16 protein-coding genes and 1 pseudogene are annotated in these 19,972 nt (G+C 68.8%); 11 read left to right on the forward strand and 6 right to left on the reverse strand.

The window, feature by feature from the left end; translation table 11 throughout:
- Positions 1–2: 2 nt before the first annotated feature.
- Both ACZ5NW_RS07575 and ACZ5NW_RS07580 read left to right on the forward strand, forming a co-directional pair.
- Positions 3–275 carry a hypothetical protein gene (locus ACZ5NW_RS07575; protein ID WP_468742784.1) on the forward strand — a complete coding sequence of 91 codons (273 nt, stop codon included), beginning with the start codon at positions 3–5 and terminating at the stop codon, positions 273–275.
- A 38-nt stretch (positions 276–313) separates the two neighbouring features.
- Positions 314–451: pseudogene (locus tag ACZ5NW_RS07580) on the forward strand (hydroxyurea phosphotransferase); the annotation flags it as partial.
- Positions 452–563: 112 nt separating this feature from the next.
- Here ACZ5NW_RS07580 and ACZ5NW_RS07585 read toward each other — a convergent pair.
- Positions 564–2,867: a beta-L-arabinofuranosidase domain-containing protein gene (locus ACZ5NW_RS07585; protein ID WP_468742785.1), complete on the reverse strand. Its 2,304-nt coding sequence runs from the start codon at positions 2,865–2,867 to the stop codon at positions 564–566.
- Positions 2,868–3,512: 645 nt separating this feature from the next.
- On the opposite strand from ACZ5NW_RS07585, the gene ACZ5NW_RS07590 reads away from it, so the two are divergent.
- The 4 genes from ACZ5NW_RS07590 to ACZ5NW_RS07605 all read left to right on the forward strand — a co-directional run bounded on the left by ACZ5NW_RS07590 (position 3,513) and on the right by ACZ5NW_RS07605 (position 9,088).
- Positions 3,513–4,940 carry a glycoside hydrolase family 43 protein gene (locus tag ACZ5NW_RS07590; RefSeq protein ID WP_468742786.1) on the forward strand — a complete coding sequence of 476 codons (1,428 nt, stop codon included), beginning with the start codon at positions 3,513–3,515 and terminating at the stop codon, positions 4,938–4,940.
- Between the two features lie 62 nt (positions 4,941–5,002).
- The gene (locus tag ACZ5NW_RS07595; RefSeq protein WP_468742787.1) at positions 5,003–6,571 is read left to right on the forward strand and encodes an alpha-L-arabinofuranosidase B; all 1,569 of its coding nucleotides are present in this window, start codon (positions 5,003–5,005) and stop codon (positions 6,569–6,571) included.
- 89 nt (positions 6,572–6,660) lie between these two features.
- A complete protein-coding gene (locus tag ACZ5NW_RS07600) occupies positions 6,661–8,037 on the forward strand; it encodes a glycoside hydrolase family 43 protein (protein WP_468742788.1) in 1,377 nt (458 codons plus the stop codon).
- Positions 8,038–8,491: 454 nt separating this feature from the next.
- Positions 8,492–9,088 carry a hypothetical protein gene (locus ACZ5NW_RS07605; protein WP_468742789.1) on the forward strand — a complete coding sequence of 199 codons (597 nt, stop codon included), beginning with the start codon at positions 8,492–8,494 and terminating at the stop codon, positions 9,086–9,088.
- A 73-nt stretch (positions 9,089–9,161) separates the two neighbouring features.
- On the opposite strand, the gene ACZ5NW_RS07610 is transcribed toward ACZ5NW_RS07605, so the two are convergent.
- Positions 9,162–10,853, reverse strand: a complete 1,692-nt coding sequence (locus tag ACZ5NW_RS07610; RefSeq protein ID WP_468742790.1) for a purine-cytosine permease family protein — start codon at positions 10,851–10,853, stop codon at positions 9,162–9,164.
- Positions 10,854–11,278: 425 nt separating this feature from the next.
- Positions 11,279–12,361 (reverse strand): substrate-binding domain-containing protein, encoded by a 1,083-nt coding sequence (locus tag ACZ5NW_RS07615; RefSeq protein WP_468742791.1) that lies wholly within the window; start codon positions 12,359–12,361, stop codon positions 11,279–11,281.
- 110 nt (positions 12,362–12,471) lie between these two features.
- On the opposite strand from ACZ5NW_RS07615, the gene ACZ5NW_RS07620 reads away from it, so the two are divergent.
- The 5 genes from ACZ5NW_RS07620 (at position 12,472) to ACZ5NW_RS07640 (ending at position 16,603) form a co-directional block, all read left to right on the forward strand.
- Positions 12,472–12,930, forward strand: a complete 459-nt coding sequence (locus ACZ5NW_RS07620) for a MarR family winged helix-turn-helix transcriptional regulator (protein WP_468742792.1) — start codon at positions 12,472–12,474, stop codon at positions 12,928–12,930.
- 140 nt (positions 12,931–13,070) lie between these two features.
- Entirely contained in the window at positions 13,071–13,808 is a 738-nt protein-coding gene (locus ACZ5NW_RS07625; protein WP_468742793.1) for a hypothetical protein, read from the forward strand.
- Between the two features lie 195 nt (positions 13,809–14,003).
- Complete coding sequence (locus ACZ5NW_RS07630; protein ID WP_468742794.1) at positions 14,004–14,627, forward strand: sigma-70 family RNA polymerase sigma factor; 624 nt, start codon at positions 14,004–14,006, stop codon at positions 14,625–14,627.
- Between the two features lie 156 nt (positions 14,628–14,783).
- Positions 14,784–15,836, forward strand: a complete 1,053-nt coding sequence (locus ACZ5NW_RS07635) for a GlxA family transcriptional regulator (RefSeq protein WP_468743014.1) — start codon at positions 14,784–14,786, stop codon at positions 15,834–15,836.
- Complete coding sequence (locus ACZ5NW_RS07640) at positions 15,833–16,603, forward strand: DJ-1/PfpI family protein (protein ID WP_468742795.1); 771 nt, start codon at positions 15,833–15,835, stop codon at positions 16,601–16,603. The genes ACZ5NW_RS07635 and ACZ5NW_RS07640 overlap by 4 nt, the downstream gene beginning before the upstream one ends.
- Before the next feature lie 88 nt (positions 16,604–16,691).
- On the opposite strand, the gene ACZ5NW_RS07645 is transcribed toward ACZ5NW_RS07640, so the two are convergent.
- The 3 genes from ACZ5NW_RS07645 to ACZ5NW_RS07655 form a co-directional block, all read right to left on the reverse strand.
- Positions 16,692–17,351 carry a response regulator transcription factor gene (locus ACZ5NW_RS07645; protein WP_468742796.1) on the reverse strand — a complete coding sequence of 220 codons (660 nt, stop codon included), beginning with the start codon at positions 17,349–17,351 and terminating at the stop codon, positions 16,692–16,694.
- The gene (locus tag ACZ5NW_RS07650) at positions 17,348–18,553 is read right to left on the reverse strand and encodes a sensor histidine kinase (RefSeq protein WP_468742797.1); all 1,206 of its coding nucleotides are present in this window, start codon (positions 18,551–18,553) and stop codon (positions 17,348–17,350) included. Before ACZ5NW_RS07650 ends, ACZ5NW_RS07645 begins: the two co-directional genes overlap by 4 nt.
- Positions 18,554–18,665: 112 nt before the next feature.
- Positions 18,666–19,814, reverse strand: a complete 1,149-nt coding sequence (locus ACZ5NW_RS07655; RefSeq protein ID WP_468742798.1) for an ABC transporter substrate-binding protein — start codon at positions 19,812–19,814, stop codon at positions 18,666–18,668.
- Between the last annotated feature and the right edge of the window lie 158 nt (positions 19,815–19,972).

Consider the following 19,972-nt stretch of genomic DNA (forward strand, 5'->3'; position numbering starts at 1 on the left):
CAATGAGCCGGGTCCGGGGCTATGCCGCCAGCGCACTGATCGCGGTGACCGGCGAGGTCGCGGTCAGTGTCATCGCCGACTCGATCACGGTGCCGAAGAAGTATTACCTGGCACCGTTCATCCTCTTCACGGGGCTCTGTCTGCTCATGGCAGCAGCTGACGTGCTTCAGGAGCGCGGACGGCGCCGGAACGCCCCGACGCTGCTGCTGTGGTACCGCCCAACTCCCCGGCCATGTACAAGTCGCGCACTCAACGCTGTCCGCCCGATGCCCTGACAGATCGGCTGCCCTGCTCCACACCACCGGCCCGCGAGCTGGAGAGGCTGGACGGTGCCCGCACCCTGGCCTCGATCGAGGACGACGACGTCGCGACAACCGTCCTCACCCAACTCCAGGCGCGGTTGGTCTCCGTCCCCGCGCCGCAGGAACTGCGAACCCTCGGTGACATCGCCCGTACGCGGTCACCGCCATTCCCGGCCCCGTTGAGAGGCCACGACGAGACCGTGCACCGGAAGCCGCTTGTGGCGGGTCCGAGAGGCACCGCCACAAGCTTTGTCCGGTGCGCTAGTTCTGCACGATGCGCCAGCGGTTGTCGGCCGTGCCGTCGTCCGCGTCCTGGACCGCGAACGCGCCGATGGCGGTGGAGTTGCCCGCGATGGCGAGCAGCTTGCCGCTGTTCACGTTGCGGATCTTGTAGGTCCCGTCGCCCTGGTCGAGCAGGGTCCATTTGTGGTCGGCGGTGCCGTTGTCGTCCCACTGCAGAACGGTCGCGCCGTCTGCTGTGTCCATGTTCAGGACGCCGAGCACCTTGCCGCTGTTGGCGTTGCGGAAGCGGACCGCGTTTCCGTCCGTGATCATTTCCCAGTTGTGGTCGGCGGTGCCGTTGTCCGTCCATTGCAGCGCGCGGCCGCCGTTGGCCGTGGACATGTTCTGGATGCCCAGCAGGAGACCGCTGCTCGCGTTGACGAGACGGACGGTGGTGCCGTTGGTGTTCCAGTAGACGGTGTAGTTGAAGCCGTGCGCGTCGTAGAACGGGCCCAGGTTGACGGTGGAGCCGCTGGAGGTGGCGGTGAAGGCGAGTGAATTGCTGCTGGTCCGTTTGATCGAGGACGGGGTCAGCGCGGGGAGGGCACTGAGTGTGGAGTCACCGTAGTTGCCCGCGAGGACGACCGGGCCGTAGGTGATCGCGGCGACGTTCGCGTTGTCGTTGGCCGGTTGGACGCCGATCCGCATGGGCAGGCGGACGGTGACCGTGTCGCCGGAGGTCCACGAGCGGTTGAGGGTGGCGTAACTGCCGGGCGTGGTGGTGATGTTCTGCGCGACGCCGTTGACGCTGATGGTGGCCCCGGTGGTCCAGCTCGGTATCCGGATGCGCATCGCCCACGTTCCGCTGACGCTGCCGGTGACCTGAAGGGTCGTCGTGTCGCTGACGGGGAAGGTCGTCGTCTGGGTGACGGTGATACCGCGCTGCGTCCAGGTGAGCACCGACGGCACGAACATGTTCACGGTCAGCGTGGTGTCGTCGTGGAAGTAGATGGAGTCCATCAGCCTGGTGTGCATCTCCAGGCCCGTGCCCTGGCAGCACCAGAAGGTGCCGTAGTCGGTGCTCCAGGTGCCGCCGCCCAGCGCCGGGCCGACACCGCGCCGGCCTCCTGGCTTGAGGGGGGTGAAGTAGGTGACGTGGCCGTGGTTGTCGGACGGGTTCTGCTGGCCGATGATCTGGTTGAGCCACGCCCGCTCGTAGTAGTCGAACAGCGCGACGCGGTTCGGGTCGAGCGTGAACAGCTCCCGGGTGAGGGTGAGCATGTTGATGGTGTTGCAGCTTTCGCACGTGTCGTTGGTCAGGTAGCCGGCGATGGCGTTCGGGGCGCGGAAGTGCTCCGCCTGGCTGTTGCCGCCGATGGCGTAGGTGTGCGCGTTGACGGTGATGTTCCAGGCGTTGGTGGCGATGTCGCGGTAGCGGGTGGTGCCGGTGGCCTTGTACTCCCGGGCGGCACCGATCCACTTGGGGACCTGGGTGTTGGCGTGGATTCCGTTGAGTTGGTCCTGGTTGGCCGCCAGGGGGTCGAACACCGCGGCGTGGTCGAAGCGCTGGGCGACGGTGAGCCACCGCGCGTCGCCCGTCTGCTGGTAGAGATCGGTCAGCACGGCGTTCATGCCGCCGAACTCGACACGCAGCATGGTCTGCATCTGCTGGGTGGTCAGCCGGCCGGTGCGCCAGTCGACCCAACCGGCCAGGGCGAGGAGCACGTCCCGGGCTTGTGTGCTGCCGATGTGGCGCCATACGTCCAGCAGGCCGGTGAGGGTCTTGTGGATCGTGTAGTAGAGCACCTCGCCACTGGTTCCCTGCTCAAGGGCAGTGAAGTTGGACTCGGGGTAGCCGGAGAGGTATCCGGCGTTGAAACCGGCGGCGCTGTTGTTGGCCTGGCACTTGGCCAGTTCCGCGACCATGTAGGTGGCCTTGTCCCGGCAGGTGGTGTCCCCGGTCACGGCGTACGACTGTGCCCATGCCGTGAGGAAGTGCCCCTGGATGTGGGTGCGGAAGCCGAAGTTCGGCGCGTCCCAACCGCCGTTGGCGGCCGCGCCGTTGGTGGACAGCTTGTGGGTGGCGCGGAAGTTGTACAGCAGCCGGTCGACATCGATGAACCGCAGGTAGTTCAGGGTGCGGTTCTGGTTGTCCAGCCATCGGCTCGCGGTGAGCCGGACCTGGCCGAGTTCGAAGGGATGCGCCAAGACCCCGATGTCGGTCCTCGCGGGGGCGATGGCCGCTTGGGCGGAAGACGCGCCGAGGAACGATCCGGTGGTTGAGGCGGCCACGGTGGCCCCGGCCAGTTGCAGGAGACGACGCCTGCTGACGGAGGGAGACATCTTGAGCCTTTCGAGACGGCAGAGCGACTGCTGGGACCTCACGTGGTTCGACTGTTCAAACGTTGTCCGACATATGGAACACGGGTCTTCGGTGACACATGGGATGGATTAAGGGATACGGACGTTGCCTCTGTCTAGCCGTGTGCAGACAAAATTCTTTCCGGCTGTCGGGGCCGTAGGAGCCGGACCGGGGGGCCGGGGGAGTATCGGATCGCTCATTTGTACGTTCGGTTAATCGGATGTGTCGGATGTGTTGACGCGCTCTCTTTTCCCGACTTAGCCTCTGCTCGATTTCGCGAACAGTGTTCGATATATCGTCCAACGCGCCTGATCGGACAGGGAGTTGACTATCAAGGCCTCCGGCCGAAGCGCCGCCCACCTCAAACGCCTTCACGGGCGCTGAGCAGCACAGACAGCCGGCCCGTGCCGCAATCCGCCCCACTTGGGCGGACGCACGTGCTCGCGCGCTCTGACCCGCCGTCACCACGTGGCCCTGGGCGAAGCGGTGAAACGCCGTCGTTCGGATCCCCCTTCCGGCCGGCGCGGGTGTCCGGGTCCTGTCCCGCCCATTCCGAGACCAAGTTCCCCCGCAACCCAGCTCCCCCGATCGCTCGGCGATAGCACCCGCACCCGACAGGAGATCCGATGTCTGCGCTCCGCGCCCGGCTGACGGTGATACTGCTCGCCGTCTGCCTCCTCTTCACGGGCCAAGCCCTCACCACACCCCAGCGGGCGGCCGCCGCCGACCCCGGCTACCTGATGGTGCACTTCACTGGCGACTCCGCGACCGGTCAGATGCTGTACCTCGCGCACAGCACGGACGGCCTGCACTGGAACGACCTCAACGGCGGAGCGCCGATCCTCAACTCGAAGATCGGCACGAAGGGCGTGCGCGACCCCGCACTGGTGCGCTCTGCTGACGGCAGCAAGTACTGGATCATCGCGACCGACCTGTGCGTCCGCTGCGGCTCGACCTACGAAAACGGCAGCCCCAACTTCGTGGTGTGGGAGTCGACGGACCTGGTGACCTGGTCGAAGCCGTGGCTGCTCGGCGCCGCCGGACTGATCCCCGGCGGAAAGAACGCGTGGGCGCCGGAGGCGATCTGGAACCCCGAGACCAACGACTACGTCCTGTACTGGGCGACGAACGCCACGGTGAACGGCGTCTTCAAGTACCGCATCTACTCCGCCCGCACCAAGGACTTCCGCACCATCACCACCCCGCAGATCTGGATCGACCCGCCCGGCAGCACCCCGGTCGTCGACACCCAGATGACCGAGGTGCCCGTGGGTACCGGCCCTTACCGCTACCTGCGCGTCTCCGGTGACGGCCAGAACAACGTCGAGGGCAGCAACTCGATCCTCGGGTCGTGGACCAACCTCGGCAACCTCTCCAGCATCGGCCTCACCGGCAACGTGGTCGAAGGCCCGGTCTGGATGAAGTTCAGGGACCGCAATGAGTGGGCCCTCTACATCGACTACAACAACCCGCAGGGCGTACGCGAGTACAGGCCGATCCTGACGACCAACCCGTTCGACGTCAGCACCTACCGGCTGCAGCCGACGACCAGCTACGACATGGGCGGCACCGCCAAGCGGCACGGCGCGATCATGACCCTCACGGCTGGCGAGGAGAGCCGCGTGCTCGCCCGCTGGCCCAACACCCCCGCGCAGCGGCTCCAGTCGTACAACTTCCAGGACCGGTACGTGCGCCAGCTCGACTTCGACGTGCGCATCGATCCGAACGTCAGCCCCGTCGAGGACTCCCAGTTCCGGCTCCGGCCCGGCCTGGCGGGCACCGGCACCGTCTCCTTCGAGTCGGTCAACTACCCGGGCTACTTCCTGCGCCACGCCAACTACGACTTCCAGCTCGTCCTCAACGACGGCAGCAGCCGGTTCGCCGCGGACGCCACCTTCCGCAAGGTCGCCGGCCTCGCCGACGCCACCTGGTCGTCGTTCCAGTCGTACAACTTCCCCGACCGCTACATCCGCCACTACGCCTACCAACTGCGCCTCGACCCGATCACCACCGCGACCGCCCGCAGTGACGCCACCTTCCGCGTGACGAACTGACCCGAGCGCCTCAGCCGGGAGTTCCACCTCACCTCCCACTCCACTCTGCGTAGGAGTTCTTCATGATCAAAAAACAGTGGATGCACCGCGCCAGACGCGCACTGCTGGCGGCCGGTGCCACCGCCGCCCTCGCCGCCGGCCTGCTCACCGCCATGGCCGCCCCTTCACAGGCCGCCACCCAGGGGCCGTGCGACATCTACGCCGCCGGCAACACCCCTTGCGTCGCCGCGCACAGCACCACCCGCGCCCTGTACGGGACGTACAACGGCCCGCTGTACCAGGTCAAGCGCGCCTCCGACAACGCGACCAAGGACATCGGACTGCTGAGCGCGGGCGGCTACGCCGACGCCGCGCAGCAGGACTCCTTCTGCGCGAACACCAGCTGTGTCATCACCGTCATCTACGACCAGTCGCCCAAGCACAACGACATCTCCCGGGCGCTCAAGGGCCACTGGCCCGGTCCGGCGGAGAACGGGAACGACAACGCGGCCAACGCCTTCGAGGCGCCGGTCACGGTCGGCGGGCACAAGGCGTACGGCGTCTACGTGGCCCCCGGCACCGGCTACCGCAACAACAACACCAATGGCATCGCCACCGGCGACCAGCCCGAGGGCATGTACGCCATCTTCGACGGCACGCACGTCAACGGCGGCTGCTGCTTCGACTACGGCAACGCCGAGACGACCGGCAACGACGACGGCAACGGCACCATGGAGGCCATCTACTTCGGCACCAGCAAGGGGTGGGGCTGGGGCAGCGGCAACGGCCCCTGGATCATGGCCGACCTGGAGAACGGCCTGTTCTCCGGGGTCAACCGCGGCCTCAACGCGGGTGACCCGACCATCAACCACCGGTTCACGACTGCCATCGTCAAGGGCGGCCCGAACCACTGGGCCATCCGCGGCGGCAACGCCCAGTCGGGCGGCCTGTCCACCTTCTACGACGGCGTGCGCCCCAACGACACCGGCTACAACCCGATGAAGAAGCAGGGCGCGATCATCCTCGGCATCGGCGGCGACAACAGCAACACCGGCCAAGGCACCTTCTACGAAGGCGTCATGACCCAGGGCTACCCCTCGGACGCCACTGAGAACGCCGTCCAGGCCAACATCACCGCCGCCGGCTACAACAGCGGCTCGACCAGCACCGGAACCCTCACCCCCGGCTCCCGGATCTCCCTGCAGGCCACCACCTCGCCCTGCTGCACCTCCCACTACCTGCGCCACAACAGCGCCGACACCAAGGTCGTCATCTCCAGCATCAACTCCGCCAGTTCGGCCACCGACAAGGCCAACGCCACCTGGATCGTCCGCGCCGGACTGGCCAACACCTCCTGCCGGTCCTTCGAGTCCGCCGACAAGCCTGGCCAGTTCCTGCGCCACTTCAACTACCAGCTCTACCTGAACACGGACGACGGCGGCAGCGCGTTCGCGCAGGACGCCACCTTCTGCCCCACCCCGGGCAACAGCGGCGTCGGCACCTCATTCCAGTCCGCCAACTTCCCGACCAAGTACCTCCGCCACTACAACTACACGGCCTACATCGCCGCCAACGGCGGCACCAACGCCTGGGACAACACGCAGTCATGGGCCCAGGACACGAGCTGGCTCACCGCGGCTCCCTGGAACTGACGAGGGACCGAACCCGTGGGCGGCTCCGGGCCGGGGCCGCCCACGGGTTCTCGATCCGCCCGCACCTTCCTACGCCCCGGAGGTACCGGATGAGCGCAACACCCCTCCCGTCGCGCCGGCTGTTCCTCGGCATGGCCGCGGCCGTGCCGCTGTCCCTGACCGGCGTGCTGACCCTCGGCAGCCGGTCCGCGAGCGCCGCGACGGCCTCCCCCTTCGTTATGGCCTACTTCACCCAGTCACCGAGAAACCTCGGCACGGACTACGGCCTGCACCTCGCGGTCAGCACCGACGCGCTGCAATGGATGCCGCTGAACCAGAACAACCCCGTCGTGACCCCGACCGCCGGCGACGGCGGTCTGCGCGACCCCTTCATCCTGCCCAAGCAGGACGGCACCTACGTCGTCATGGCGACCAACCTGAAGGGCACCGACTGGACCAAGAAGAGCCCGTACATCCATGTCTGGGACTCCGCCGACCTGCGCTCCTTCGACAACTACCGTCTGCTGAAACTGCACGACATGGCCACCCACACCTGGGCGCCCGACGCCTTCTGGGACCCCTCCCGCAGCCAGTACGCCATCACCTACTCGGCCGTCAACAGCAGTGGCCACAACGTGATCATGGTGAACTACACCACCGACTTCCAGACGGTGACGGCACCGCAGGTCTTCTTCGACCCGGGCTACGACATCATCGACGGCACCCTGGCCAAGGACGTGAACGGCGTCAACTACCTGTACTACAAAGGCCACAACAGCCTGGTGGGAGCGAAGTCCACCTCCCTCGCCCCCGGCAGCTTCACCCAGTTCACCTCGGGCCTGGCGCCGCAGGGAGGCATCGAGGGCCCGATACTCGCCCAGGCCGCCGGCACCTGGTACCTGTGGGGCGACGCCAACGCGCTCTTCTACGCCTACCAGACCAACGACCTCTCCACCGGTACCTGGACCGCCACCGACCGGCGCGTCTACACCCAGCCGTTGAACTCCAAGCACGCCGACATCAAGCAGATTCCCCAGACGGTGTACGACAACATGGTCGCCACGTGGGGAAGGCCGGCCTGGAACCGGCTGAAGTCCTACAACTTCCCGGACAGATACTGGCGGCAGGTCGACTCCCTCGGCCGCATCGACCCCTACCCCTTCGACCCCTACACCGACTCGCAATGGAAGCTGGTGCCGGGACTGGCCGACCCCTCCGGCGTCTCCTTCCAGTCCGTCACCGACCCGACCCGCTATCTGCGGCACTCCTACTTCCAGCTGCGACTGGACACCAACGACGGCACCGCGAAGTTCGCCCAGGACGCCACCTTCCACAAGACGTCCGGCCTCGCCGACCCTTCGTGGTCGTCGTTCCGCTCCCACAACTACCCGGACCGCTACATCAGGCATTTCAACTACGCGCTGCGCATCGACCCGATCTCCACGACCACCGGCAGAGCCGACGCCACGTTCTCCGTCTGGTACTGAGCTCGGCGCTTACCCTCGCCTGTCACCCGACCCGCTTTCGGTTCGAGTGACCAGCAACGCGAGCGCCGCGGCTGTCGCGATTCGATTCGCTACGTGATGAGCGGCCCGCACCGGGGCGACACCGGCACGATGTCCGAGGGCGTCGGCCAGATCCATCTGCCGCACCCCAACACGCCGGGCGTGCACTGCCGCTACAAGGTGAACACCCCACGAGCAGGAGGGCGTCGAGCCGGGCGTCCAGATGCACTACGCCGGGGACATCCCGAGCCCGGAGTAGGTCGGGGCGCGCGGTCCCGTCCGGCGACCATCCGGACGGGGCCGCATGCGGAGAGAAGGGTGACAGGAGCCGCTCTCTAGGCTCACGGCAGCCTCACGGGGCGCTCCGCCTCCCTCCTCCCGCGTCACCGCCACTCGGCTGCTGCCGCTCCTTCGGGTGGTATGGAGTCACGAACCGATGACAGCGCCTTCACGCCGCCTCACATGCACGCATGATTCACCCCACGCACCAGCACAAGGGGGGACTCATGGCCAACGCCACACCACCATCGCCCGACTTTCCGCCGCCACTCCCGCCTGCACCGCCGACACCGCCGAAGAAGTCCCGCACCAACGCGATCATCATCGGGTCGGCCGCTGCTGTGCCGCAAACGACGACAGCAAGCCGGCCACCACGGCCGGGCCGAGCGCCTCGAACAAGGACGTCGTGACTGACGCCGCGGAGAAACCGGACCCGGAGCCGACGTACGCGGAGCTCGGGGTCGACGACTTCACCATGGAGCTGCGGACCACCCGACGGCAGTGTTTCGGGTCAGCTGGCTGCAATGTGACGGTGGAGCCGAATCTGACCTACGTGGGTATCGAGGACATCGACCCGGATGCGGTGTACGAGATCACTTACGAGGTCCGGGGTGACGAGTCCGGCCCGATCATCGAGACGGCCGAGTTGTCGGACCAGACGAGTCTGAACTACCACCCGACTTCGATCAGTACCGCGTCGTCGAAAACGAAGGTGTCCGTCAAGATCACTGACCTGGTGGTTCGGGGATACTGAGGCGTCGTGCAGCGGCCCCGCACCGGAGTCCGCGCGGGGCCGTCGTCATGCGGTGCACAGGCGTCCGTCGTTGTCAGTCCACGGTTCGGACCGTGGGCATGGCGAGGGCGACCGGTCCGGTGCCGCTCTTGCAGGAGTCGTGGCAGTCCTTCTCCAGGCTGCAGCACAGGGAGCAGATCGCCCCGGAGTGGAAGGAGCAGTTGGCCACGTCGGGCCGTTCGAAGTCGGTGGTGCACACGGTGCAGGTGAGAGTGACCGCCGACGGCAGACCGTCGGCGCCGAGCAGCGGCTCCTCCAGGTCGTCGACGCGGGCGATGTAGTACTTGCCCTTGGTGAGGACCGCGAACAGCGGCGAGAGCGCCATCGCCAGGAACAGCGCGATGAACGGGGAGTACGCCTTGCCGTAGTCACCGAAGGCCTTGAAGTACGCGGCGATGGAGACGGCCGAGGCGATGAGCATCGAGCCGAAGCCGACGGGGTTGAAGTTGTGCAGGTGGGCCCGCTTGAACTCGATGTACGACGGGCTGAGTCCCAGCGGCTTGTTGATGACGAGGTCGGCGACGACGGCGCCGATCCAGGCGATGGCCACGTTGGAGTAGAAGCCGAGCACCGTGTTGAGGAAGCCGAACACGCCGCCCTCCATCAGGGCCAGGGCGATCCCGACGTTGAGGAAGATGTAGACGACCCGGCCGGGGTGACGGTGGGTCAGCCGCGAGAAGAAGTTCGACCAGGACAGCGAACCCGAGTACGCGTTCGTCGAGTTGATCTTTATCTGGGAGAGGATCACGAAGAAGGTGGCCACGCCCAGCGCGACGGGAGCGGCGAAGGTCTTGAAGCCGTGGACGTACTGCTGGATGGGCTCGTTGGCCTTGGACAGGCCCACGCTGCCGGCGATGTAGAAGGCGAGGAAGGCCCCGCCGATCTGCTTCGCCGCGCCGAGCACCACCCAGCCCGGGCCCGCGCTGAGCACAGCACCCCACCACTTCTTCGAGTTCTCCGGCGTCTTGTCGGGCATGAAGCGCAGGTAGTCGACCTGCTCACCGATCTGCGCGATCAGCGAAAGCGCCACGCCCGCGCCCGCGCCGACACCGAGCATGCTGATGCTGGAGCCGGTGGGGGAGTCGCCGGCGAAGTGGGTGAACTGCGAGAACTTGCCCGGCTCCTGGATCGCGATGGACACGAACGGCGCGACCATCAGCACCAGCCAGACCGGCTGCGTCCACACCTGCATCTTCGACAGCGCGGTCATGCCGTAGATCACCAGCGGCAGGATGATGAGGGAGCAGATCAAGTAGCCGACGGCGAGCGGGATGTGCAGGCCCAGCTCCAGGGCCTGCGCCATGATCGAGCCCTCTAGGGCGAAGAAGATGAAGGTGAAGCTGGCGTAGATGACCGAGGTGAGCGTGGATCCGAGGTAGCCGAAGCCCGCGCCCCGGGTCAACAGGTCCATGTCGATGGAGTACTTCGCCGAGTAGTACGAGATCGGGATGCCGGTCAGGAAGATGACCACCGCCGCGGCCAGGATGGCCACCATCGCGCTGGAGAAGCCGTTGGAGATGGCGATGGAGCCGCCGATGGCGAAGTCGGCGAGGTAGGCGATGCCGCCCAGCGCCGTCGTGGCCACCACATAGGGGGTCCAGCGGCGGAAGGACTTCGGCGCGTAGCGCAGCGAGTAGTCCTCCAACGTGTCGTTCTGCGCCCAGGTGTTGTACGTCCGTCCGCCCGCACTCGCCGGTGGCGCTTCCTTGTCGACGATCTCCGTCACGACTCTTCCCTCTTCCGCGCGCAGGGCCACAACCCGGATGACCCCGGGTGTTTTCACGGAAGAGTCAGGGCCCGCTGTTTCTTGAGCGTTTCGCGTCCTTTAAAAGGAAGTTCTTTGACGCGGCCTTTATGTGACGCGCGTAGAAGTAGGGCGTAAAGGGTTTCAGCAACCCGCTCCGGGTTTCTTGATGCGCGCCCTGAGCTGGTCACTTGTTGCCGGACCGGTTTGTGCGGGTGGGTGTGCCATGCGGATTTCCGGCAGCACTCTGTCGAACGGCTGGGCGGGCGATTGCGTACGGTCGGGGCGGCGACTTGCTTGGCTTGATACTTCCCATAGAAAATATTTCTGCGGCGGGGTATTGTCAACGGCCCACCGGGACAGCAGCCTGGAGGCGCGCTGACCAGCACCAACTGGAGGGCGAGAGATCAGAGTTGGGCGACGATGTGGAAGTCGAAGGCATCTGCCCGCGCCAGATACAGCCGTTGGGTGAGATGGTTGCCGTCCAGTCGCAGCACGCCCCGCGGGCCCTCGTAGGACACGGTGTCCGCGACGGCGCACATCGCCTGGACATCCAGCGACCGCGTCCGCTCGACCAGCGCTGCAAGCAGCCGTACCCCTTCGAAGCACGACTCGCCCAGACTCCCCACGACGGGTGCCTGCACCCCGAACCGGGCCGCGTAACGGGCGCTGAAGTCCAGGCTCTCCGCGGTCGCGAGCGTCTCGAAGAAGCCGGCCGTCGCCCAGAGCCCGTCGGTGGCCTCGGCGCCGGTGGCCAGCAGGATGTTCTCGTCCATGTGGGTGCTCAGGCGCAGGCATCGCTGGTGCAGGCCGTATGCGGCGAACGCCCGGTTGAAGCGGGCCGCGTCGTCCCCGAGCAGCAGCATCAGCACCGCGTCCGCATCGCTCCGCTCGATCCGGCGCAGCACCGGCCCGAACTCGTACGTCTCCAGCGGCACGAAGACCTCGTCCCGCACCAGGCCTCCGCAGGCCCGGGCGTAACGGCGCGCGGCGCGGGCGGTCACGCGCGGCCACACATAGTCGTTGCCCACCGTGCACCAACGTCGCGTCCCGGTCGCCTCGGCCAGCAGCCGCATGGCCGGGAGCAGTTGATCGGCGTCGGTTTCGCCGGTCAGGAATACTCCGGGGGTGCGCTCGCCGCCCTCGTACTGGGCGGTGTAGACGTAGGGCACACGGCCGGCGATCCGCGGCAGCAGTGCCTGGCGGACCGCCGAAGTGTGCCAGCCCAGCACTCCGTCGACGGCGCCCAGCGACACCAGGGCCTCGACCTCGGCGGCCACCTGTTCGGGCGGTCTCCCGCCGTCCACCGTGACGAGCCGGATCTCCCGGTCCAGTACGCCGCCCGTGGCATTGAGCTCTTCCATGGCCAATTGCGCGGCCAGTTCGCACGACGGGCCGAAGACTCCCGCCGGCCCCTGCAACGGTACGACCAGAGCCACGACCAGCGTCGTGTTCGAGTTGCCGTTCCTGCTGGGCGGCACCGGATGCACAGGTCACCTCCGTGAGGGCATGGGGTGCACGGATCCCGGTCCGGGCCCCGGCGCCCTCGCAGAGGCTCGTAATGTGCCGGAACAGTAGACCTAGTGGAAGGACACCGGCAATGCCGTCCGAACCCTCCTCGCCGGACCTCGCCCAGCTGCTCAGCCGTGCCGAGCGACGCCTCGTCCAGCGCTTGGCGGGGGTGCTGGCGGAGGAGGGCTGCTCGGTGGAGGAGTGGCGCGTCATGTCGGCCGTCGCCGACGGGCAGGGCCATCCGATGACCGAGATAGCCGAGCACGTCCTCATGCCGGCGCCCAGTCTGACCAAACTCGTCGACCGCATGGTCGCCGGCAACCTGGTCTACCGTCGTCCCGACCCCGACGATCGCCGCCGCGTCCTCCTCTACCTGACCGCTCGCGGCAGCATGCTCCACGACCGCGCCGCCCGACGCGTCCACGCCGACCAGGCCCGGCTCCTCGACGCCGTGGACGACCAGGGAGAACTCATCCGGCTGCTGTCCGTGCTCGCGGCGACTGTGGAGGGGCTGCCTGCGGTGGCGCCGCGCAGGTTGCGGGGTTGAGCAGTTCTCCACCGAAGCCGACAGCGGGTTCCCTCTTGTCGCTATGGCGTGGATCACGGCAGCTGGATTGAGCCGGACACCGGGGCCGGCTCCGTACCCTCCCGTGACGCGTGAGACCCGGACTGCGAGGATGAGGCGCTATGACCGCTGGGGGGTGTACTCGCACGCTCAGGGCCGCCGTGTTCGCGGCCGTCTGCGTGCTGCTCGCCTCCCTGGGGCACGTCATGATGTCCGGGACCGCGGTGCCCTGGTGGGCCATGGCCGCGGGAGTGGTGGCGACCGGCGGCACGGCCTGGCTGCTGGCCGGCCGGGAGCGCGGGCAGGTCGCGGTCGGCTCCGTCACGGTCGCCGCCCAGGCCGTACTCCACGCGTCGTTCTCGCTCGCCCAGGCAGTCGTACACCCGCAGACGTCCGGCGGTAGGTCGCTGGTCCAGCAGTGGTTGGGCCATCTGCTGTGCGGTTCGCCTTCGGGCGGGGAGCGCGGTGCCATGCCGATGTCCATGAATCCCATGGATCACGGGATGGGTGCCATGCACTCCATGGGGTCGATGGGGTCGATGGGCCACATGGGGGCCGGGCACGCTCTGGACCACGGCATGGGCGGCATGTCCTCGACCGGCATGCTCGCAGCCCACCTGCTGGCCGCGCTGTTGTGCGGCCTGTGGCTCGCCCATGGCGAGCGCGCCGCGTTCCGCATCCTGCGAGCTCTCGCAGGCTGGCTCGTCGCTCCGCTGCGCCTGATCCTCCTGCTGCCCGTGCCGCCGCACCGGCCACGCGTCCGCGCCCGCCGAGGCGGTTCGGAGCGAAAGCCGCGGCGGCTTCTTCTCACCTACGCGATCACTTCTCGGGGTCCACCCCTGGGGACCGCTGTCGCCTGACGACAGCCGGCTTCCCGAGGCCGTAGACGGAGATGACGAATCGTCGGCTTCCGCGCCTCGGGCATCGGCCGCGCACACCCGCGCCCGGCCGATCACCCCATCACCCACTCGCCGGTTCCGCCATGCCGCTCGCCATGCTCTGCGCGCGCCGGCCCGGACACCGGTCCCTGGATTCCTGAGAAGGAGAGACACCAGGTGCTCACTCCTGCCCTGTCCCTGTCCGCCCCGCGCGATGAATCGGCAGAAGGGCCGAGAGACGATTCGGTCACCGCCTGGGCACTGGCCGCCCGCGGTGGCGACCCCGAGGCCGTCGACCTCTTCGTCCGCGCCCTGCACCGAGACGTCCGCCGCTATGTGACGTTCCTCGGCGCCGACCCCCAGAGTGCGGAGGACCTGACCCAGGACACGTTCCTGCGCGCCCTGGGCAGCCTGCACCGCTTCGAAGGCCGCTCCTCGGCCCGCACCTGGCTGCTGTCCATCGCCCGCCGCGCGGTGATCGACAGCATCCGCCACAGCTCCACCCGCCCCCGCCTGTCGGACACCGACGACTGGCAGTCGGCCGCTGAACGCGCCCAGCCGCGCCATCTGCCCGGCTTCGACGACGGCATCGCCCTCGCCGAGCTGCTGGACACCCTTCCGGACGACCGCCGCGAGGCATTCGTCCTCACCCAACTGGTGGGCCTGCCCTACGCGGAGGCGGCCGGCGTCAGCGACTGCCCGGTGGGCACGGTGCGTTCACGGGTCGCCCGCGCCCGTACCTCGCTGATCGAGTGGCTGGACGACGCCGAACGCTGCACCCCGGTACCCGCCGCTGCCTGACGGCCCGCACGCTGCTGCCGCTCGGCCGTGGTCCGGGCGGCAGCGACCCGGTTCGCCCCGCGCTGCACACGGCCCAGCCCCGCACAACCGCTGGAAGAACAGAGAACAGAGAACAGGAGCACCACCATGGCTGAGAAGACCTGCACCGTGTCCCGCATGAGCTGCGGCCACCGCGCGGCGAGCATCACCGAAGAGGTGACGGGCCACAGGCCTCGGCGACGCGTTCTCATCGTCGCTTACGACGGCGCGCAGATCCTCGACATCGCCTGTCCCAGCGGCGCCTTGGACATCGCCAACCGGTACGGTGCACAGCCGCCGTACTCCATCGAACTGGGCACCCTCGGTCGCCGGGCCGCCCGCAGCTCGGCGGGGATTCTGCTGGGACCCGGGCAGGGCCTGGAGACGTTCGTAGGACGGCTGGACACGCTCATGGTCGTGGGCGGCATCGGCTGCGAGGACGCGGCGGCGGACGAGGGATTACTGGGCCAGGTACGTCGGCTGGCCGCGCACAGCCGGCGTGTGGCCTCCGTATGCACCGGCGCTTATGTCCTGGCCGCCGCCGGACTGCTCGACCACAGACGGGTGACGACCCACTGGGGATGGGGAGACCGACTCGCCGAGCGTCACCCCACGGTGGCCGTGGACGTAAGCCCCCTCTACATCCGCGACGGCAACGTCTACACCTCGGCCGGGGTCACCAGCGCCCTGGACCTGACACTGGCCCTGATCGAGGACGACCACGGTCCGACCCTCGCCCGGACCGTCGCCCGTGAACTCGTCACTCATCTGCACCGGCCCGCCGACCAGGCTCAGATATCGATGTTCCTTGCCGCCCCACCGCCGGAGGACCGGCTGGTACGGGATCTGATGGGCCATATATCCGGCCACCTGGCCGAAGACCTCACCCCCGCGGCCCTGGCAGCCCGTGCGGGGGTCAGCCCCCGGCACCTGACCCGCTTGTTCACCGCGCACCTCGGTACCACTCCCGCGCGGGCCGTACGCGCGGCACGCACGGAAGCGGCGGCGCACCTCGTTCGCTCCAGCGCACTGTCCATGGCAGCGATCGCCCGGCGCTGCGGTTTCGGGTCGGCGGAGACGTTGCGGCAGGCGTTCCTCGACCATTACGGGGTCACGGGGGACAGACTTCGCAGGATGCCGGACATGCCACCCCCACGTGTCGCGCCGAGGCAGAAGACTCCTGGCCCATGAGCCATTCCACGACACGCAGAAACGTCCTGCGCGGGACCGTGGCCACCGCCGCGCTCGCGGCCACGGCTGCAGCCGCCCAGACCGCAACGGCGTACGCGGCGCCGCGCGGCGGCGGAACGGGCCCGAACATCGGCATCCTGCTGTACGACGGCTACAGCCTGCTGGACCCCACCGGCCCGGCCGAGGTCCTGTCCCGGCTGCCGGACGCCACCGTGACGATGATCGCCGAGAGACGCGGGGCCGTCCGCACGGACACGGGAGACGTGGCCGTGGTCGCCGAGCGCTCCATCGCCGAGGTCGACCGTCTCGACGTCCTGCTCGTCCCGGGCGCGGGCAACCGCGGCACCGTCGGGGCGATGAACAACCAGGCGCTCCTGCGCTGGATCCGCGAGATGCACCGCCACACCCAGTGGACGACCTCCGTCTGCACCGGCAGCATTGTCCTCGCGGCGGCCGGGTTGCTGGACGGCCGGGAGGCGACGACCTACTGGGCCTCCGCCGACTACCTGCAGTCCACGTTCGATGTCACCTACCTGCCGCAGCGCTACGTACGTTCCGGCAAGATCGTCACCGCGGCCGGGGTGTCGGCGGGTGTGGACATGGCGCTGTACCTCGCGTCCCTGATCGCGGACGACGACACCGCGAAGGCCATCCAACTCGCCATCGAATACGACCCCCAACCTCCCTTCCACTCCGGCAACGCCGCTGAGGCCAGTCCCCAACTGAAGGAAAAAGCTTTGCAGTTGCTTGCCGCGTCACAGGTCTAGGGGTGGGGGAGGTGGCAGATCACGGCCCGGGAGAGGGCAACGCCCGGCATCAGGCCCGCTGGAATCAGGCCTGCCCATGGGCGGTGCGTCAGACCAGCTCGATCAGCCCGAGGCGGACGGCCTCGCTGACCGCGGCCGCGCGGTTCTCGGCGCCGAGCTTGCGGTAGATGCGGACGAGGTGGGTCTTCACCGTCGCCTCGGCCAGGAAGAGCGCACCGGCGATCGCCCGGTTGCTGTGCCCCTGCGCGAGGAGCCGTACGACCTCGATCTCCCGCTCGCTGAGCGGCGGTTCGGCCGCGCGCCCCAGGGCACTGGCGGCGGCCTCCGGGGCCAGCGCCAGACCCCCGGCGGCCGCGGCCCGCACCGCGCGGAACAGTTCCTCGGGCGGGCCCGCTTTGAGGACGTACCCGCGTGCCCCCGCCTCCACGGCCCGGAGTACGTCGGCCTGGCTGCCGTAGCTGGTGAGCACGACGACCCGTACGCGCGCGTCGACGTCGAGGATCCGGCGGGTCGCCTCGATGCCGTCGATGGCGTCACCCGCCGCGCCCGGCTCCGTCAGGCGCAGGTCCATGAGCACGACGTCGGGACCGAGCCGCTTGACCAGCCGTGCCGCTTCGAGCCCGTCCCCGCTCTCGCCGACCACGTCGAAACCGGGCTCGCCTTCCAACAGGGCGCGCAGACCGGCTCGTACGACGGTGTGGTCGTCGACGATCAGGATTCGCAGCGTGGGCTCGACGGCCTCGCTCATCGGGCGCCCACCGGGGTCCGGTCCATCGCGTGCGCCGGGTTCCGCAGCGACGCACGCACGCGTGTGCCCCGTCCCGGCGCGCTGTCGACGGCGAGCGAACCGCCCAACGCGACCAGTCGCTCCCGCGCCCCGCCGAGCCCGAAGCCCCGGCTGTCCCCGGCGGATCGCACGGCGTCCGGGTCGAAGCCGGTCCCGTCGTCGCGCACTTCGACGGCCGCCGCCCCCTCCTCGCCGTACACCAGGGTCACCTGCACTTGGTCGGCGCTCGCGTGCTCGCACGCGTTGGCGAGCAGCCCCTGGGTGACCCGCAGCAGGGCGACCGCGTGCTCGGTCGGGAGCGGGTGGGCGTCGTGCTCGGTGCGGAAGGAGATCCGGGGCGTGCTGGCCGTGGTGTCCGTGCGGGCGCACAGGTCGCGCAGCGCCGACTCCAGACCGTCCTGGGCGAGCACCGGCGGGGTGAGGTCCTGGATGATGCCGCGGGTCTGCGCGAGATGGTCGCCGAGCGCTTCGGTGACCACCCGCACCTGCCTGCGGGCCGCTTCCGGACGGCGCTCCCAGTCGCGCTCGGCGGCTTGGAGCAGCATCCGGCTGCCGGCGATCTCCTGCGCGAGCGTGTCGTGCAGGTCCCGGGCGATACGCGCCCGCTCCGCCAGCCGCCCGGCCTCACGCTGCTGTCGCGCGAGCGCCCCGCGGGTGCCGGCCAGCTCCTGGGTGAGCCGCTGCTGGTCGCGGTACAGCAGCGCGGTGGCCCAGACGGCGGTGACCGGCGGTGCCAGCACCTCGGGGTCGACGGCGCCGTGCGCCCGCACCAGGACGGCCAGCAGCAGGGCCGTGATCACGCCGAGAGCCACGGTCCGCTCCGCGCGCGTGGGCATCCGCATCGCCAGGACCGCGAAGGGCACCGCCAGCCACGCGTACCCGGAGGCGAGCGGGCCCCACAGGGTCCAGGCGACCGAAGCCCACAGCAGCAGAAGGACACCGAGCAGCAGGGTCCTGGCCCGGCCGAGCCGGTCCCACCGGCTCAGCCCGACTGCGTACAGCAGGGCCATGGCCGTCGTGGGCGGCGCGACCCGCCAGCACAGCTCGTTGTTCAACTGGACGAGCCGGACGAGGGTGCCGCCGGCCGCGACCAGGAACACCAGGTGCGGCAGGTGCCGCGCGGACACGGCGGACCGGCGGACGGCGAGTGCGGTGACGGGCACGGCTGCGGCTCCCTGGGGCGGGCCGGGCGGCGGTGACAACAGGGCACGGATGGTACGCCGTGACCCGTGTGATCGCTGTAAACGCCCGGGCGAAGCCGTGCTCGCGCTGATGTCAGGCCCCCGGGTGCAGCCCGAGCCAGCCGGGCGAGGGAGCGCCCTGGACCTCACCGAAGTACAGGGAGAACGTCTGCTTCATCCGCTCGACCGTCGCCCGGTCCTCCATGAACCTCGGGAACTCGTCGACGTGGGCGTTCGGGAACTCCCACACCGGCTTCAGGCTCGGGTTCGGGGTGACGTCGGTGCGCACCGACCAGCCGTTGAAGGCGGCCTTCTGGCGCTCCTCGGACAGCTGCCAGTTCATGTACAGCTTGGCGGCCGCCGGGTGGGCCGCCTGCTTCAGGATGGCGGCACGCTGGCCCCACGCCATGAACGGGTGGTCGCCCTCGGGCACGACCCACTTGACCGTCGTAGACGAGGAGAGCAGGCTGCCCGAGCCGCCGACCCCGATGGTCTTCGTCCCGCCGTTGACCGCGGCGCCGGGGGTGTTCGTGCCCCGCGCGAACTGCGGCTGCTGCGCCGCGAACCTCGCCACCCAGTCCCAGCCGTACCGCTGCTGGTAGAGGGTGTACAGGAAGAGGACCGCGTCGTCGTCGTTCGGGTACGAGGACGCGATCGTGCCCTTCCAGCGCGGATCGAGCAGGTCCAGCGGGGTCTTCGGCGCGTTGGCGCCGGCGCCCTGGATGTCGTACATGAAGCTGAAGCCGATGACCATCAGGGCGGTCCATGCGCCGTCCTGGTCCTTGAAGCCCTGGTGGACCTTGGAGAACCCGGCGGGCTTGTAGCGCAGCAGCTTGCCCTCACGCTTCCAGCGGGTGAAGTCCTGGAGCGTCTGGAGCTGGACGACGTCGGGGACCAGGGTGCCGGTGGCGAGCTGGTTGTCGACGCGGACGTCGTGGTACTTGCTGTAGTCCACGACGGCCGTCAGCTCGACCTTCGGGAAGCGCGCGGCCCACCCGGCACGCACCCCGGCCGCCTGGCTGTCCACGTCCCCGCCCTGGTACAGGACGAGCTTGCCGCCCTCGGCGATCGCCGCCTCGTACAGCTCGTCGAGAGAGCGGGTCTCCTCGCGGACACCGGTGAGCGACGAGCCGACGGCCGGGGCGGCGCTCGCAGTGCTCCGCGTGGCGACGGCGGCGGCACCGCCGAGCGCGACACCGGCACCGGTCGTGAGCAGCCGACGCCTGCTGAAGTTGCTGGGCATGGTGGGGGGTCCTCCTGATTCCGCCGCCACCTTCCGTACGCGGCGGCGCGGCCAGTCTGCCGACCGGCCGCGCCGTTCCGCGTCGTCCGTAGGATGCCCTTGGATTCAACCGTTCGGTTGAACGCTCAGCTCGTGGTGCGGGGGTCGGCGACACGATG

Source organism: Streptomyces sp. NPDC032126 (genome assembly GCF_055580085.1).

Excerpts from the sequence above, each read along its gene's own strand:
- ACZ5NW_RS07575 (WP_468742784.1), top strand. The coding sequence starts at position 3 with ATGAGCCGGGTCCGGGGCTATGCCGCCAGCGCACTGATCGCGGTGACC.
- ACZ5NW_RS07585 (WP_468742785.1), bottom strand. The coding sequence starts at position 2,867 with ATGTCTCCCTCCGTCAGCAGGCGTCGTCTCCTGCAACTGGCCGGGGCC.
- ACZ5NW_RS07590 (WP_468742786.1), top strand. The coding sequence starts at position 3,513 with ATGTCTGCGCTCCGCGCCCGGCTGACGGTGATACTGCTCGCCGTCTGC.
- ACZ5NW_RS07595 (WP_468742787.1), top strand. The coding sequence starts at position 5,003 with ATGATCAAAAAACAGTGGATGCACCGCGCCAGACGCGCACTGCTGGCG.
- ACZ5NW_RS07600 (WP_468742788.1), top strand. The coding sequence starts at position 6,661 with ATGAGCGCAACACCCCTCCCGTCGCGCCGGCTGTTCCTCGGCATGGCC.
- ACZ5NW_RS07605 (WP_468742789.1), top strand. The coding sequence starts at position 8,492 with ATGACAGCGCCTTCACGCCGCCTCACATGCACGCATGATTCACCCCAC.
- ACZ5NW_RS07620 (WP_468742792.1), top strand. The coding sequence starts at position 12,472 with ATGCCGTCCGAACCCTCCTCGCCGGACCTCGCCCAGCTGCTCAGCCGT.
- ACZ5NW_RS07625 (WP_468742793.1), top strand. The coding sequence starts at position 13,071 with ATGACCGCTGGGGGGTGTACTCGCACGCTCAGGGCCGCCGTGTTCGCG.
- ACZ5NW_RS07635 (WP_468743014.1), top strand. The coding sequence starts at position 14,784 with ATGAGCTGCGGCCACCGCGCGGCGAGCATCACCGAAGAGGTGACGGGC.
- ACZ5NW_RS07640 (WP_468742795.1), top strand. The coding sequence starts at position 15,833 with ATGAGCCATTCCACGACACGCAGAAACGTCCTGCGCGGGACCGTGGCC.
- ACZ5NW_RS07645 (WP_468742796.1), bottom strand. The coding sequence starts at position 17,351 with ATGAGCGAGGCCGTCGAGCCCACGCTGCGAATCCTGATCGTCGACGAC.
- ACZ5NW_RS07655 (WP_468742798.1), bottom strand. The coding sequence starts at position 19,814 with ATGCCCAGCAACTTCAGCAGGCGTCGGCTGCTCACGACCGGTGCCGGT.